Source organism: Bacteroidota bacterium, from assembly GCA_016194975.1.
Classification (GTDB): domain Bacteria; phylum Bacteroidota; class Bacteroidia; order Palsa-965; family Palsa-965.
Window position 1 is genome coordinate 49,373 of sequence record JACQAM010000022.1, and the last position, 16,292, is coordinate 65,664.

The window sequence follows — 16,292 nt, forward strand, 5'->3', positions numbered from 1 at the left end:
GGTTTCAAAGTGTTAACAAAAATAGAAAAATCCGCCACTTACACCAATTTTCATTAGATACTTTTACTTCTGCAGTTAAAGGCAATTTTCGAAATATGGGGAAAAAAAAAGATCGTGGATCGCGATTGCTATTTGAAGAAGTGCTAAAATTCCTCGATTCACAACGGGGACAATCTTATAATTACAAACAGGTCGCTTCTGCTCTTGGAATTACTAATGAAGAAGAGCGCCGCCTGGTTGCTTCACTGCTTGCAGATCTTGCAAAGAAGGGGCTGCTCGAGGAACCAGACCGGGGAAAATTCCGAAGCAATGCTTCTTCAAAAACCATAGAGGGGATCATTGATGTTACACAATCGGGCGCGGCCTACGTTACCTCGCCCGATTATGCGCAGGATATTTTCATTTCTGCATCCAACACAAAAGGCGCATTGCATCGCGACACCGTGCGCGTGAAAGTTTTTCGCCGCAAGAGAAACGACGGACGCGATGAAGGTGAGGTAACAGAAATTGTGCGGCGATCGCGCAGTGAATTTGCCGGAACGCTCACGATAGAAAATCGCGTTGCTTTTTTTTCCCCGGACAATAAAAAATTTCCCGATTTCATTATTCCGAAAGAAAAAACCGGGAAAGCGAAAAGTGGACAAAAGGTGGTGGTGCGCATGACCAGCTGGATCGATTATTCCGATCTGCCCGAGGGAGAAGTTACTGCTGTACTCGGGAATGTGGGAGAAAATGAAACGGAGATCAACGCGATCATGGTGGAATTCGGATTGCCTTATTCTTTTCCGAAAGATGTGGAACGTTTGGCAGAATTAATTCCTACCGAGATCGCGCCGGAAGAAATTTCGCGTCGGCGCGATTTCAGAAAAATCACCACGTTCACAATAGATCCTGCAGATGCAAAAGATTTTGACGACGCGCTCTCTGTACAAAAACTTGCCAATGGAAATTGGGAAATAGGCGTACACATCGCCGACGTTTCGCATTATGTAAAACCCGGAACGCTGCTCGACAGGGAAGCGATCGTTCGTGCGACTTCGGTTTATCTTGTCGATCGTGTTGTTCCAATGTTGCCGGAAGTATTGTCAAATTTCGTCTGCTCGCTTCGTCCCGATGAAGAAAAACTTACTTTCTCCGCGGTTTTTGAACTGGACGAAAAAGCGCAGATACAAAAAGAGTGGTTCGGAAGAACAGTGATCAGATCCGACCGTCGTTTTGCCTATGAGGATGTACAGGAAATTCTCGAAGGCAAAGACAGTGATCTCAAAGAAGAGATTTTTCTTCTCGATCGGCTTGCAAAAATTCTCCGCGCCGATCGGCTTAAGAATGGCTCCATCACTTTTGAAAAAGAAGAAGTGAAATTTCATCTCGATGAAAACGGGAATCCGCTCGGAGTTTATTTCAAAGTGATGAAAGATTCGAACCAGCTTATCGAGGATTTCATGCTGCTTGCCAATCGTCGTGTTGCGGAATTCTGCACGATCGGAAAAAAAAGGGGCGGAGATCAAAAAAATATTTCTTCGCGCGGCGTGCGCGGGCCCTTCGTGTATCGCGTGCATGCATCGCCCGATCCTGCGCGCGTAATGGAATTCGGAACTTTCGTCCGCACGTTCGGTTACCGCATGGATGTGGGAAGTGAAAAAGCGATTTCGAATTCGCTGAACAAACTTTTAAAAGACGTGCAGGGAAAACCCGAGGCGAACATGATAGAAACGCTCGCTATCCGCACCATGGCAAAAGCAATTTACACCACGGAAAATATCGGCCATTACGGTTTGGGTTTTCAGTATTACACGCACTTCACTTCGCCTATCCGCCGCTATCCCGATGTACTTGCGCATCGCCTGCTGCAATTATATCTTGACGCTGATGCAAAAGGAAAAGTGGAAAAAATCCCTGACAAAGATGAACTGGAAAACGAATGCAAACATTGTTCTGAAAGAGAAAAAGCCGCTGCCGATGCCGAACGCGCTTCCATTAAGTACAAGCAGGTGCAATTCTTACAGGATAAAGTGGGCGAAGAATTTGACGGAATAATTTCGGGCGTAACGGAGTTCGGATTTTTCGTGGAGCTCGAAGGAAATAAGTGCGAAGGAATGGTGCATGTGCGCAACCTGAAAGACGATCGTTATTTTTTCGAACAGGAAAATTATTGCCTCCGCGGACAGCGCAATGGAAAAAAATTCACGATCGGCGATAAGGTGCGCGTCCTGATCAAGAGCGCCGATCTCATCAAGAAACAAATTGATTTTGAACTGGCGTCGGGGGAAAAAGCGGAAAGCGGTGAACGAAGAGAAAAAAATTATTCCGGCAGAAAAACTTTTTCGGAAACTTCCGGCAAAGACGACTGGGATATTTCTTCCATGATGTCGGGAAAGAAAAAACATACGGAGAAGAAAAAACAAAAATCCGGCTGGGAAAATAAAGGGAAGAAAAAAGACCGGCCGAAAGGGAATTCGAAGAAGCGTTGGTAATGTGCTAATATGCAAATGTGCGGATTGATTTAGCGTTTGGAATTGCTGAAAAAAATTCTGTAAATCCGTTTACATCCGTAATTTGTATTCGCTGTAAAAAATCTGTAACCCCCCCCTACACCTGGTTGATCTTCTTCGCCAGCTCATCACGATAACTTCCTCCAATGGGAATTGGTTTTTTATCGTCCTCGAGAAAAAGATTCGGCGGCTCTATAGATGTGATCTTATCAATGCGGACAATGAATGAGCGATGCACGCGCACAAATTCATTCGTAGAAAGTTTTTTCTCAATGTCCTTCATCGTGGAATGGATCGTATACCGCGCATTGGAAGTATTGATCACCACGTAATCTTTCAGCGCTTCGATGTAGAAAATATCTTTCGTGCGGACTTTCACTAACCGTGAATTTGATTTCACGAAAATAATTTCCTTGTTGTCTTTATTCTCGACGATGCTGTATAGAAAATCGCGCTCCTTGCGAATGTCGGTTTCCTTCTGATGTTTATACAAAGCCATTTCGATGGACGTGCGCAGATCGATCTCCTTGAACGGCTTGATAATATATCCGTAAGGTTCGGTAATCTTTGCTTTGCTCAGCGTGCTTTCGTCGGCATAAGCTGTGAGATAAATTATGGGAACATTGCAACGTGATCGGATTTGCTCTGCTGCATCAATTCCGCTCATATCTCCTTTGAGCATAATATCCATCAGCACCAGATCGGGGTTGTGTTCCTCTGCAGCGGAAATGGCATCTTCTCCATTGGAGCAAATGGCCACAACGTTATAGCCGAGTTTGCGAAGACTCATCTGGATGTCCTTCGCTACGATGCTTTCGTCTTCGACGATAAGAATGTTTGTTTTCGACATGTGTTTTAAGCGTTGGGAGGGGTGCTGGAAAATTCGATGGTGAATTTAGTGCCTTTTTTTGTATCCGACTTAATTTTCCCGTTGATTTGCTCTACCAGCGAGACCACGAGTTGCAATCCCAGTGATTCTGTTTTTCTGAAATCAATTTTTGGAGGAAGCCCTATTCCATTATCAGCGATCACCATTGTTACGTGTTCTTCTTCCTGTTTGATGTTGATGCTGATCTTTCCTTTTCTTCCGTCGGCAAATGCATATTTAAGAGAATTGGAAAGAAGTTCGTTGATGATGAGTCCGCAGGGAATGGCCGTATCAAGATGAAGTTTAATGGGCTGAAGGCTGAGTTTTAATTCCGGAACATTTTCAAGCGCCGAATAAGATTGAACGAGATTGCTGCTGATGTTCTCCACGTATTCGCGGAAACTGATATTGGAAAAATCTTTTGTCTGGTATAAACTTTCGTGAACGAACGCCATGGACTTGATCCTGTTCTGGCTTTCGAGAAGAATGTCAAGAATTTTTTTGTCGCGCACGTATGAAGATTGCAGGTTGAGAATACTGGAAATGACCTGTAGGTTATTTTTTACACGATGATGAACTTCTTTGAGCAAAACTTCTTTTTCGCGCAGCGACAGTCGAAGCGATTCGTCCACCTGTTTTTTGTCGGTGATGTCATGCGCAATGGCAGAAACTTCCACCACATTGCCATGGTCGTCTCTGATCGGGTTAAGATAAATTTCTCTCCACGAAACATCGCCGGATCTGTGCGTGAAGGCCACTTCAAAATTCTGCACGGCGCCCTTGAGCGTATTGTTCATTTTCTCCACCCAGAAATCATTGTAAATATTTGCAGAGAGCATTCTTCCCGCGGCCATAGGCATGCCGGTGTATGCATTCACATTATAAGACCGCTTCAGCCATTTTGCCTGGTTTCCATTGAAAGAGGTAAGCCGGAAATTTTTATCGACCGTCCAGATCATGTGCGATGACGTTTCAATAATCGCATTCAACTTCGCTGCCTGTAATCGCAATTGTTCTTCTGCGTGGCGCTTCGGTGTAAGATCTTCGTAAACGTAAACGAAATAAAGCGGCCGGTTTTCTTCCGAGCGAACAAGGGAAACTGTCACGTTCACAATCACCGCATTTCCATTCTTGTGGCGATAGCGGTGTTCGTCAATGATACGTTCGAATCCGCCACGGATAAAATCTTTTCCGCTTGGCAAACGGGAGAGATCGCCTGGAATTCGCAGATCGTGAATTGTTTTATTCCGCAATTCTTCCGGTTCATACCCGAGCATGTCACACAGGCGCTGGTTCGCGTCTATGTAACGATCGCTTTGCGTGTCCACGAGCGCAATGCCGATGTAGGCCTGGTTGTAAATGGCGCGGTATTTTTCTTCGTTCAGTTTTAATTCTGTTTCTGTTCTTTTCCATTCGGTAATGTCGCGCGAAACACCCATGGAGCCGAATACATTTCCATTGCCGTCTTTGAGAATGCTTGCCGAAAGAAGCGCGGTGAATGTTTCTCCGTTCTTCTTGATGTTCGTTACCTCGCCCGAAAAATATCCACCACCATCAATGAGTTCCTTCATCACATCCATGCGCTGGTTCGGATCTTTGTAAAGGAATGAAACATGTTTCCCGATCACTTCTTCTGACGTAAATCCGAATGTGCGCTGGGCGGCTTTGTTGAATTCGGTAACGTAACCTTCTTTATCCGAAGCACAGATCATGTCGATAGAGCTGTTGATGAGCAGTCGCAGATATTTCTGCGTGGAAAAAAGTTCTTTCTCTGTTTTTTTTCTTACCGAAATTTCTTTTTGTAATTCCAGGTTTGCTTCTTCGGCGATCTGGGCGCGCAGTTGTTCTTTTGCAAGCTGGCGCTCGGCCGCAATGCTTCGCAGGAAAACAAGTATAGTTTGTTTTCCAAGATAATTATACAGACTTGGTTTTGATTCGCACTGCACGATCCTTCCGTCGCTGTGCTGGATCTCGATGACCTCGAACGGAACTTGTCCGCCTTGTGCAATGATCTTTATTCTTTCTGCCGAACGCTTCTGCTGTGCCGGAGAAAGAAATTCAAGAAGCTTGTGCCCGATGAGATCTTCCATGGCCGCTATGCCGGAAATTTCGAGCACGGATTTATTGGCAAAAAGAATTTTCTGATCGAAGCCGGCTACAATAATTCCGTCGGGATTCTGCTCGATGAGTGCGCGATAACTTTCGCGGCTTTCAATAATTTCCTGCTCAAATTCTTTTTTTCGGGTGATGTCGCGGGCCACGCCGAAAACTTCGAGCAATTTTCCATGCTCGTCGAACTGCGGGAACACGCGTTCTTCTATCCAGATCGTTTTTTCTGTTTTCGGATTCAGAAAACGATAATGATATTCCTGTGGTTTTTTTTCTTTTTCAAGTGCGGCTGAACTTAGTTTTATCCGCTCAAGATCTTCCGGGTGATAATATTTCAGGAACGCATCTTTATTGCGGAAAAAATCTTCTTTGGGAATTCCATAAATGGTTTCTGCGCTGTCACTGACGAATCGCAACCTTTTCCCGGATTCAAAGCGCATATCGACATGATAAACCACTTCATCAATTGTGTTGAGAATTACTTCGAGCGCTTTTTTACTTTCGGTTCCGTCGGGTTGCGCGGCAAGTGTTTCAAGTTGTTTTACAAGCGCATCTGCGCGCCCGGCTTCGCGCAGCGATTCTTCTTTTTTGTTTTTGCTGGATGATGGTTCGTTTTTCACCGGAAAATAAAATGATCAGTTGCTTGGCTGTGTATCGCTATCGGTGTGAGCGTCTTCGAATTTTACTTTCACCCCATCAAATTTTATTTCCACGTCGTCTTTGTAAGTGATCGTAAGTGTCATCAGTCCATCTTCGTCATAATATCTCCAGTCGCCGTCTTTTCTTCCGTAAACATATTTTCCTTCCTGCCACACGCGCCCGTTCTCATACCACCACGTAGCTTTTCCATCCGGAACTCCATTGATATAATTTCCTTCGAAGCGTTGTTTTCCGCTGGGAATGTAGGTGTGTTTCCATGTTCCGTTTCTTTCCCCGGCTACATAATCTCCTTCTTCGCGGTAATCATCGATCTGGAAAAACCAGTGTCCTTCTTTCAATCCATCCACATATTCTCCCTGTGTAATTATATTTCCTTTCTCATCATAATCAGTAAGAGTTCCATTGCGCAGGCCGTCAGAATATGTTTCGTCGCGAAGAATTTGTCCGTTCTCAAAATACCATTTCCAGTTTCCTTCGGGCCTTCCCTTGTTGTCATATTTTCCTTCCTGGTCTGTTTTTCCATCGGAATAATAAAATTTCCACGGGCCCACTTTCACGCCGTCTTTATATTCGCCTTCTCCTTTCAGTTCGCCGGTGTCATAATATTCTTTCCAGTGTCCCTGCTGTTGTCCTTTCCCGTCATACACGCCTTCGCCCACGAGAACACCGTCTTCATAAACTTCCGCAGCAACAATATTTCCTGTGGTATCATACATCCGGAAAACGCCTTCGGGAATTCCGTCTTTGTAATTTCCAATTTCCTTTGGCCTTCCGTTGGGATGATAGGTAATCTTCGTTTCCAGTTTTGCAAGCTCCGGCGGATTTTTCACAAGTTCTCCATTCGACCACTTGGTAATATTCACCATGTTTCCGAATTCATTGTATTCTTTGAAATAGCCGTCTTTTTTATCATTCACATAATGCGATTCTGTTTTTATTTTTCCATTCGGGAAAAATTCTTTCCATGTGCCTTGCTTCAGTCCATTCGCGTCACGACGATTAATGCGATCGGTACTTTTTACAAATCCTGCGTGGTACTCGGTGATGGTGATGATGGTTCCCGAAGTGTCGTATTCATAAGAGACGCCTTCTTCTTTTCCTTCGGAGAACGGCGTGCTCTTTTCAACTCTGCCGGAAGGATAAAATGTTTTTTCGGGGCCTTGTTTCATGTTGTTCACAAAAGTTTCTTCGAGCGCTATTTTTCCGTTCTGGTCGTATGTCCGCAGCGGTCCGTTCTTTTTTCCGTTAGCGTAGGTGTATTCGAATTGTAATTTTCCCTGCTCGGTATAGAATTTCCAGGTACTGTCGAGTTCAAAATTCTTGCGGTTGCCCTCTGATTTTATTTTTCCGCTTTCATAATACGTTTTCCAGTAGCCATCCGGTTTTCCATCGCGCATATTTCCCTCGCTCGAAAGTTTTCCATTCGGATAATAGAATTTATTGTAGCCATTCGGGTTAACGGGTTGCTTTCCGGTTTGAGAAAAGCAGGCGCTTCCTGCCAGCAGGAATAAAAAAATAAAAAAATTTCTCGCCGTTTTCATAGATCACAAACCTGATTTCGCGGAGATGTCGAGCATTCTTCTGATGGGTTTCGCGGCGGCCTCTATCAACGCGTTTTCCATTGTAATCTCGGGGGTTTCATCCCTTAAACAAATATACAGCTTTTCGAGGGTGTTCAGTTTCATGTGTGGGCAGTCGTTACAGGCGCAATTATTTTCCGGCGGAGCAGGAATGAATTTTTTTCCGGGCGAACTTTTCTGCATTTGGTGGAGAATACCGGTTTCTGTTCCTACAATAAAAATCTCTGCCGAATCTTTTTTTGTGTAGTTTAAAAGTGCAGTGGTAGATCCGATAAAATCTGCAATTTTCAGAAGCGGTTCTTCACATTCGGGATGCGCAATGAATTTTGCCCCGGCATTTTTCGCTTTAAGGATCGCAATTTTCTCCAGTGAAAAAATTTCATGCACCATACACGATCCATCCCAGAGTGCCATATCTCTTCCTGTTTTTTTCGTGATGTATTTCCCGAGATTTTTATCGGGTGCAAAAATTATTTTCTGTCCGGGCGGTAAACTATTCACGATCTGTTCGGCATTGCTTGAGGTACAAATAATATCACTCAGCGCTTTTATTTCTGCCGAACAATTGACGTACGTGATCACAACGTGTCCCGGATGCGCTGCTTTGAATTCGCTGAATTTATCGGCCGGACAGGAATCGGCGAGAGAACAACCTGCGCGCAGATCGGGAAGCAGAACTTTTTTCGAAGGATTGAGGATCTTTGCGGTTTCGGCCATGAAGTGTACACCTGCAAAAACAATGATATCTGCTTTTGTTTTTTCTGCCTGTTGTGCAAGCCCAAGACTATCGCCGATGAAATCCGCCACATCCTGGATATCATCTTCCTGATAATAATGCGCAAGCAGAACTGCATTTTTCTTTTTCCGGAGGCGATTGATTTCATCGAACAAATTTAGCTGTGGATCAATTGCTTTTACTTTTTCTTCTATTGCAGCGCCTAACATAGTATTCATTTTAAAAATATTTTAAATCTACTACTACTACTATACTGTTGAAACCGTTCAAAAAAAACTCATTGATTTTACGAATGAACAGTTATTCTGTTTCAGCAACAGGATTTGAACATGTTATTATTCTATAAAATGCTGAAATCCCGCAACAATCTTCTTTTTCAACAAAACACTTGCCTCAACTGAAGAGGCCGATTGTTGATTCTATTTTAAGCAAAGTTCGTGAGTTATCTGTTTGTTTCTTCCCGCTATGTTTTTTTTCACACCTATTGTTTATACCGGAAATTATTATAAGGCAAAACGCTTCAGCAATATCCAATAATAGTTTTGATGAATTTGATAACAAAAGAACTGCGTCATCAACAGGGTGTCTGTTAATTCAAAAAAGGATAATCGCTTCTGTTTCAACGCACATTTTTTCGGGAAAATACACAGATGTTCAAAAAAAAGGTAATTCATCCGGCATGGTGTTCGTGCGAGTGTGATGTGTAAATTTGTTCAAATTAATCTGTAATGGGATATAAAATTGCAATTGGATGTGATCACGCAGGATTCAAATTAAAAAAGACGCTGCTTGAATACCTGGGCTCAAAAGGTTTTTCACTCGAAGATCATGGAACTTTTTCTGAGCAAAGCGTGGACTATCCCGATTTTGCTCATCCTGTTGCCGACGCGGTTGAATCAGGAAAATGTGATTACGGAATTCTTATTTGTGGAAGCGCAAACGGAATAAGCATGGCGGCCAATAAACATAAAGGAGTAAGAGCGGCCGTGTGCTGGAAGAAAGAAGTTGCCGAGATCGCGCGCCTGCATAACGATGCAAATATTCTTTCTCTTCCCGCCAGGTTTATCAGCGACGACGAAGCAAAAGCCTGTGCCGACGTGTTTTTTTCTACTCCTTTCGAAGGAGGAAGACACGCAAATCGTGTAAATAAGATCGGCAACGGTTGTTGATTTTCAGGAACAGAATCAGGAGACAAAACCATATCTTAGCGAATCATTTGAGGAAAATGTTTTTTCGCAGACATACTGTTTTATTGATCGTCGCGCTTTTATTCCGCACCGGGGCGTACGCGCACACGGGCCCTTCTATTAATGGTTCGAACCTGCCAAACGACTATCAACACATTTCTTCATATACTCCGTACATCGACTCATCAAATCTTTACATCCAGAGCGGATACCAAATTGGAAACACGGTTGGCGATTTTACTTTGTTTGATTCGTCGAGCCACGCCACACAGCTGAGCGCGCTGCTCGCACAGGGTAAACCGGTCATGGTCATTTCCATGTCACTTTCTTGTCCGGCTTCGAGGCACAGTCTCGTTTATGTTTTGCCCGATGTTGTTGCGATGTATGGATCGCAGGTGAATTTTCTGGTCGTTTATGTTTTAGAGGCACATCCGGTAACGCCAGACGTTAGTCCATATTCAAATACAGTCTGGACCACTCAACTGAATTATAACGACAGTATTCTTATCCGGCAGGAGACCAACTATCTTCAGCGGAAAAGCGAGGCCGAAGATCTTATTCATCTCTATCGCCCAAGTTGTCCGCTGCTGATCGATCAACCAGGAAATGAATACTGGCGAAATTTCGGTCCTGCGCCAAACAACGCATACCTTATTAATACGGATGGAGTTGTTTATAGCAAATACGGATGGTTCGACCAATCAAAACAACAAATCGTTATTGACATCGCATCGTTGTTGTCTGCAACCGGGATCTCATCTTCACAAGCCTCTGAAAGCATAAAATTATTTCCGAACCCCGCGCAGGGAAATTTTAATATTCAAACCGGGTTCGACGGAAACTGGTCAATAAGCATCATCGACATTTCCGGCAGAATAATCTGGAGAGAAGAAAATATTCCGGAAAAAAATATTGTTGTTCCTGCCGGAGAATTTGCAGAGGGAGTTTATTCGGTTCGTGTGAATGGACCAGACAAAACAACCGTGCTGAGATTTGTACGCTCCGGCAATTAACATTTTTCCTGTGCATAAACACAAGCGCACGGGAATGCAATTCGCCGGCAACTCCGGTATATTTGTTTCGTGAACAATACTTCCCGTTTTTTTCTTTTTACAATTCCTCTTTTTTGTTTCTCTTTCGGAGGCGACAGCCCGGACCTTAAAAAACAATATTCCCAGGAAATAATTCCCGCCGACCTGTGCGTCTATTTATCCGTTATTGCTTCCGACAGTTTTGAAGGAAGAGAAACCGCCACCAGGGGGCTCGACATGACGGCAGAATTCATTGCCGGAAAATTCAGATCGTTCGGTATTCCGGAATTGCCTTCTGGCGGATATTACCAGGATGTTCCACTGTTGAAATTCATTCCCGGCAACGGCAGCGTGATGTTTAACGATCAGAAATTTGTTTACGGAAAAGATTTTTATTACACACCCGGAATTGATGATGGCAAAACAGACATTCAGAAAATAATTTTCGCCGGCTATGGGATCCAGGACAGTTTGTATAAAGATTATAGCGGTATCGATATTTCGGGAAGCGCCGTTATGTTTCTCGCCGATGAACCCATTGATAAAAACGGGAATTCGCTGATCACCGGGAAAAAAGAATTATCGTCGTGGAGCACGCAGAGAAGAAGAAAGATCAACGAAGCAAAAAAAAGAGGAGCCGCCGCACTGTTGATCATTGTCCCTGATTTTCAGAAAAAATTTCTGGAGAATAAAAAATATTTATCAGCGCCCACGCTGAAGCCGGATGAAGATCTTGTCGTGGAAATCAAATCAGATAATCCGCCCGTGCTTTACATCAGCAAAGAAATGGCGGACATGCTGCTGGTAAAAGCGAAGAAAAAAACCAACACCGGCCAGGCCATTGCTGCGATCGCAAAAAAGAAAAAAACTTTTCAGGCAGAGATCAATTCACTCCTCGTTATTGACATTGAGCGTGAGTCGGAAAAAGTACATTCTGAAAATGTGCTGGGCTTCATCGAAGGAGGTGATCTGAAAAAAGAAATTGTTGTGGTGACTGCGCACATGGACCATCTCGGAAAAGACAGCACGGAAATTTACAATGGCGCCGATGACGACGGATCGGGAACAACCGCAGTGATCGAGCTTGCGAAAATTTTTGCGCAGGCGAAAAAAGACGGGCATGGCCCGAGAAGAAGCATGTTGTTCATGACTTTCACCGGCGAAGAAAAAGGATTGCTCGGATCAAGATGGTATTCCGATCACCCGGTTTTCCCATTGGAAAATACTGTTTGCGATCTGAACATCGACATGATCGGAAGAATTGATAAAGACCACCAGCAGGACACCGGCTATGTTTACGTGATCGGCTCAGATATGCTGAGTTCTGAATTGAAAAAAATAAACGAAACGAATAACAACAACTACACAAAACTTCAGCTTGATTATCGCTACGACGACCCGAACGACCCGAATTCTTTTTATACGCGCTCCGATCATTACAATTTTGCGAAACACGGAATTCCCGTTGCTTTTTTCTTCAATGGCGTTCATGAAGATTATCACAAACCCACTGATGAAATTCAGAAAATTGATTTTCCGCTGATGGCGATCCGCGCCCGGCTTGTATTCTGCACGGCATGGGAAATTGCCAATCGTGATGCGCGACTCGTAGTTGATAAAAAACAAAAGAACAAATGACGGCTCTTGCAGAACTATTCAACAACGCGGCAGAAAAGAATACGTTCGATGAAACGCATCGTTCGAAAATGGAAAATAATATTCTGCGTTACGATGAAAAAGTGAAACAGGGAGTAGCGCAGTATTCCAATCTTGATCTTGCAAAAACAAGAGCAGCAGGGATTCGCCACAAAACCATAGAGCATCTCGACAAATATCTCATCGAATTCGAATCGAATTTCGTCCGGCATGGCGGCAGGATCATTTGGGCGCAGGACGCAGGAGAAGCGAGCCGGGCAATCATTGAGCTACTAAAGAAAAAAAATATTTCTTCAGTGGTCAAATCAAAATCGATGGTAACGGAAGAGATCGGTCTGAATGAAGAATTGAAAAAAGAAAATATTGTTTCTGTTGAAACCGATCTCGGAGAATTCATACAGCAGCTTGATGGCGAAGCGCCCTATCACATCGTAACGCCGGCCATGCACAAAACAAAAGAAGATGTGGCCGAATTGTTTCACCGAAAAATGAATACGCCGGAAGGATTATCTCCTTCGGAAATCACGCAATGGGTGCGCGTATATCTGAAAAAGAAATTCAGGGAAGCGGGGGCGGGAATTACCGGCGCGAATTTTCTTGCTGCCGACACGGGCGCCATCAGCATCACGGAGAATGAAGGCAACGCCATGATGAGTTTTTCTGCGCCGAAAATTCACATTGTGATTACGGGGATTGATAAAATAATTCCTTCATTCAAGGATCTCGATCTTTTCAATTCGCTGCTCGCATCGTATGGAACGGGACAACAGATCTCTTCTTATAATTCCATCATCAGCGGGCCGAAACAGCAGGGAGAAACAGACGGTCCCGAAGAATTATATCTCGTGCTGCTTGATAACGGAAGAACCAATGCGCTTGAAAAAGTAGATCAGCGTCGCGCGCTCGGGTGCATTCGCTGCGGCGCGTGCCTCAACGCGTGCCCTGTATATGTGAGCGCAGGAGGCCACGCGTATGCGAGCGCATACCCGGGACCGATCGGCGCAGCTCTTTTGCCGAATATTTTTCCCGACCATTCTTATGATCATCTCAGCAATGCATCGCCACTCTGTGGAAAATGTACAGAGGTGTGCCCGGTGAAAATCGATGTGCACAATTTGCTTTTGCTGAACAGGAGAGATGCTGCTGCTACGGGCCGCGCAACGAAAACAGAAAATGTAATGTGGTTTTTCTGGAAGGGCGCCATGATGAAAAGAAGCAAGATGGATAAAGGCGGAGCGAAGCTGAAGAATTTCATGTTGCGACAGTTCTTCAGAAAATCGTGGGGCGACAGAAGAGAACTACCGCAGGTTGCACAGAAATCTTTCAACCAGATGTGGAGAGAAAGAAAAGGAATCAGGTAGAAAATAAAAAATACAAATCCCAAATTCCAACCGGTCACAATTCCTTGTTTGGCATTTTTCTTTTGAAATTTTATCAGATGCTTCCCAAAACGATCAGCACAGCAAATACGATCGCAAAGAGCAGCAGAAGTCCGCCGTAATAAAATAATCCTACTACGCCCACGCCAAGTAACCAGCAGACAAGATCGATCCAGAAGCGATTGGTAACGCCCTCTTTCAGATAGACCGCGAGCGGAGAAAGAAGAATGGCAAGTAAAACAAGAATGAGTTGATTGGTATCGCCTCCGCCGCCCGGAGAGGAATTGCTATTTGATTTTTTTCCCGGAGGCAAATATTTTTTCAGAATTTGTTTTACAGGATTCTTTTTTTCCGGAGCAGAATTTTCCGGGAGATTTTTTTTGTGATTGGAATTTACTGCGGCATTATTTTCCGGCGATGGCCTATCAGCAACAACAATATTTTCCCGAACATTCAATGCCGGCTCCTGTTTTGCCTGAAGAGCGGTCGGTGTTTTTTCAATTGCCGGATCATTGTCTGCCGGTAAAGAGTGCTTATTTACCTGGACGAAAAATCCTTTACCGTAATGGCGCTTGTCAACTGTGATGCGCCCGTTGTACGAACAGGAAGAGCCAACAATGGCCAGAACAAAAAGCAAAGGAAGGTGTGCGTGGAAAAAGTTTTTCATAACCATTAATTTATTTGCAAATATAATCAGGCAGAAATAGTTGCGCGCCTGCTAATAACAATTCCGGGTGCAAATGTTCATAACAATTAACAGCAAAAAAGGCAGATGTTCAAAATTCAACGTAACAACATTTCTGCAATCCGCGTTTTATTGATGAACTTTGAGAAAAGACCCCCAAGGAGAATGACCCGAGAAGAATTCCGTTCGATTAACGACCAACCCTGCCGCTTCAAGTTAAAATCGGGCGGCGAGGTATTTGGAGTGATCTGGGAAAAGCCGCAGCCCGGAGGGGAAAGCTATTATTTTGCGACGCTCAGCGAAAGATTCAGCAGGTTCGGTTCGATCGGAATGCTCATTCGGCTGGACGACATCGTGGGCGCTGAATTACTCAGCAACAGCGGATCGCTCGTGGGCTGATCAATAGACGATCAGTTTCTTCACCACTATTTCATCACCATCATTAACACGGACAAAATAAATTCCAGGAATAAATTCTTTGCGGATATTCATTAAGCCCTGCGAATTTTCCGTTTGTTCAAAAAAGATAAGATTCCCGTCTGCGGAAAAAATTTCAACGCGCAGATCTTTTCCCGGAGCAATGATCGAAAAATTTCCACCAGAGGGATCCGGGAATATTTTTATTGCTGAAACACTTCGCTCTTCCACACCGGCCCACCCTCCATTATCCACGTGCAATAAACCAAACTGATCATCGCCGGAAATATTTCCTGTGCCGCCAATGAAAAATCCGCCGCCAAGTGCAGGAATAATTTCATAACCGATATCGATCCCTGGCCCGCCATACGGATTGGCCCACAATAAATTTCCGGCAGTATCGGTTTTGAAAACAATGATATTGTTTGGTCCCGGCGAATAACTCTGGCTGTAACCTGTGCCGATAAAACCATCTGCAACTTCGCAAACAGAAAACGCCGCATCAGGAAGATTGCCTCCCTGTTTTCTGAACCAGATCGTATTTCCATTCAGATCGATCTTGTGCAAAAGAAAATCGAACCACGAAAAAGGAGTGGATTGCGATTCACCGAAGAGAAGAAGATTACCATCACTCAGTAAAATAACATTCTGGCATCCGTCGGCAAGCGTATCATTATAACTGTAAGTGCTGTCCCACAAAATATTTCCGCCATTCTGAAAACGAACACCTTCAATATTGTAATCGGCCATCGCTGATCTTTTTGTATCGCCGAAAACCACAAAGCCAGAATCGGGCAACGCACAAATGCTATGGCCAACATCATTGAACATTCCGCCCACATTCGCAGACCAGACATAATTTCCATTTGCATCCACCACCAACACATAAATATCATTCGAACTGAAAGCGTCACTCACAAAACCGGTCATCGCAATTTTTCCATCTGCCAATACTGTCATTCGGTTGATGCATTCATTGAGAGGGCCACCGTAATTTCTTTGCCAGAGAATATTTCCACTCGTATCTACTTTCATCAGCAATGCATCAATGCCGTTCGAAGTAGTGTATGTTTCCCCGCACATCAGCAGATTTCCGTCAGAAGAAATTTCTATTCCCGATGCATCATCGTCGAGCGAACCACCATAGGTTCGTGTCCATAACATATTTCCGAAACGATCTGTTTTGCAAAGGCGGACATCGGTATGATGAGCAATTGTATCGGTTGTGTAGCCCGCCTCATAAATTGTGCTGTCGGAATATTGGCGAAGATCTCTTCCGCAATCAGGCAGGCCGCTTCCGAAATAAGTTTCGAAAAAAACATTCTGCGCCGGAAAATATTCTGAGAAGAAAAGAAACAGAACTACAAGGGAAATGCGCGACATAAACAAAGTTAATCCGCCTCGTTCATATTCAATGCAGGAATTCCGTTAAATTGCATATTGTCTTGCGGCTAATATTCTTTTTTCTCACTGTGATAATGTGGACTTCCTG

At 44.1% G+C, this 16,292-nt stretch carries 12 protein-coding genes; 6 read left to right on the forward strand and 6 right to left on the reverse strand.

All coding sequences use genetic code 11. The annotated features are described in order from the left end of the window. Positions 1 to 95 precede the first annotated feature (95 nt). Positions 96 to 2,474 (forward strand): ribonuclease R, encoded by a 2,379-nt coding sequence (gene rnr / locus HY064_13460; GenBank protein ID MBI3511663.1) that lies wholly within the window; start codon positions 96 to 98, stop codon positions 2,472 to 2,474. Positions 2,475 to 2,589: 115 nt separating this feature from the next. On the opposite strand, the gene HY064_13465 is transcribed toward rnr, so the two are convergent. Genes HY064_13465 through nadA form a run of 4 tightly spaced genes read right to left on the reverse strand, consistent with a single transcriptional unit; the run spans position 2,590 to position 8,663 of the window. After that, positions 2,590 to 3,342, reverse strand: a complete 753-nt coding sequence (locus HY064_13465) for a response regulator (GenBank protein MBI3511664.1) — start codon at positions 3,340 to 3,342, stop codon at positions 2,590 to 2,592. Between the two features lie 5 nt (positions 3,343 to 3,347). Next, a complete protein-coding gene (locus HY064_13470; GenBank protein MBI3511665.1) occupies positions 3,348 to 6,089 on the reverse strand; it encodes a PAS domain S-box protein in 2,742 nt (913 codons plus the stop codon). Between the two features lie 15 nt (positions 6,090 to 6,104). Beyond that, positions 6,105 to 7,670 carry a toxin-antitoxin system YwqK family antitoxin gene (locus tag HY064_13475; GenBank protein MBI3511666.1) on the reverse strand — a complete coding sequence of 522 codons (1,566 nt, stop codon included), beginning with the start codon at positions 7,668 to 7,670 and terminating at the stop codon, positions 6,105 to 6,107. Between the two features lie 3 nt (positions 7,671 to 7,673). Next, a complete protein-coding gene (gene nadA / locus HY064_13480) occupies positions 7,674 to 8,663 on the reverse strand; it encodes a quinolinate synthase NadA (GenBank protein ID MBI3511667.1) in 990 nt (329 codons plus the stop codon). A gap of 510 nt (positions 8,664 to 9,173) precedes the next feature. On the opposite strand from nadA, the gene rpiB reads away from it, so the two are divergent. From rpiB to HY064_13500, 4 genes are all read left to right on the forward strand, one after another. After that, positions 9,174 to 9,614, forward strand: coding sequence for a ribose 5-phosphate isomerase B (rpiB, locus tag HY064_13485; protein ID MBI3511668.1), 441 nt, complete (start codon positions 9,174 to 9,176; stop codon positions 9,612 to 9,614). A 56-nt stretch (positions 9,615 to 9,670) separates the two neighbouring features. Further along, positions 9,671 to 10,645 carry a T9SS type A sorting domain-containing protein gene (locus tag HY064_13490; protein MBI3511669.1) on the forward strand — a complete coding sequence of 325 codons (975 nt, stop codon included), beginning with the start codon at positions 9,671 to 9,673 and terminating at the stop codon, positions 10,643 to 10,645. Between the two features lie 69 nt (positions 10,646 to 10,714). Beyond that, a complete protein-coding gene (locus HY064_13495; protein ID MBI3511670.1) occupies positions 10,715 to 12,301 on the forward strand; it encodes a M28 family peptidase in 1,587 nt (528 codons plus the stop codon). Then, complete coding sequence (locus HY064_13500) at positions 12,298 to 13,680, forward strand: lactate utilization protein (protein MBI3511671.1); 1,383 nt, start codon at positions 12,298 to 12,300, stop codon at positions 13,678 to 13,680. The genes HY064_13495 and HY064_13500 overlap by 4 nt, the downstream gene beginning before the upstream one ends. A 73-nt stretch (positions 13,681 to 13,753) precedes the next feature. Here the strand turns inward: HY064_13500 and HY064_13505 are convergent, their stop codons facing one another. Then, positions 13,754 to 14,365, reverse strand: a complete 612-nt coding sequence (locus tag HY064_13505; GenBank protein ID MBI3511672.1) for a YqaE/Pmp3 family membrane protein — start codon at positions 14,363 to 14,365, stop codon at positions 13,754 to 13,756. A 261-nt stretch (positions 14,366 to 14,626) separates the two neighbouring features. On the opposite strand from HY064_13505, the gene HY064_13510 reads away from it, so the two are divergent. Further along, positions 14,627 to 14,782: a hypothetical protein gene (locus HY064_13510; protein ID MBI3511673.1), complete on the forward strand. Its 156-nt coding sequence runs from the start codon at positions 14,627 to 14,629 to the stop codon at positions 14,780 to 14,782. Here HY064_13510 and HY064_13515 read toward each other — a convergent pair whose 3' ends face one another. Beyond that, the gene (locus HY064_13515) at positions 14,783 to 16,183 is read right to left on the reverse strand and encodes a T9SS type A sorting domain-containing protein (protein ID MBI3511674.1); all 1,401 of its coding nucleotides are present in this window, start codon (positions 16,181 to 16,183) and stop codon (positions 14,783 to 14,785) included. Positions 16,184 to 16,292: the final 109 nt, after the last annotated feature.

Bases quoted from the DNA above. Each gene is read 5' to 3' on its own strand.
- HY064_13515 (MBI3511674.1), bottom strand. From the start codon at position 16,183: ATGTCGCGCATTTCCCTTGTAGTTCTGTTTCTTTTCTTCTCAGAATAT.
- nadA (MBI3511667.1), bottom strand. From the start codon at position 8,663: ATGAATACTATGTTAGGCGCTGCAATAGAAGAAAAAGTAAAAGCAATT.
- HY064_13465 (MBI3511664.1), bottom strand. From the start codon at position 3,342: ATGTCGAAAACAAACATTCTTATCGTCGAAGACGAAAGCATCGTAGCG.
- rpiB (MBI3511668.1), top strand. From the start codon at position 9,174: ATGGGATATAAAATTGCAATTGGATGTGATCACGCAGGATTCAAATTA.
- rnr (MBI3511663.1), top strand. From the start codon at position 96: ATGGGGAAAAAAAAAGATCGTGGATCGCGATTGCTATTTGAAGAAGTG.
- HY064_13505 (MBI3511672.1), bottom strand. From the start codon at position 14,365: ATGAAAAACTTTTTCCACGCACACCTTCCTTTGCTTTTTGTTCTGGCC.
- HY064_13475 (MBI3511666.1), bottom strand. From the start codon at position 7,670: ATGAAAACGGCGAGAAATTTTTTTATTTTTTTATTCCTGCTGGCAGGA.
- HY064_13490 (MBI3511669.1), top strand. From the start codon at position 9,671: ATGTTTTTTCGCAGACATACTGTTTTATTGATCGTCGCGCTTTTATTC.
- HY064_13500 (MBI3511671.1), top strand. From the start codon at position 12,298: ATGACGGCTCTTGCAGAACTATTCAACAACGCGGCAGAAAAGAATACG.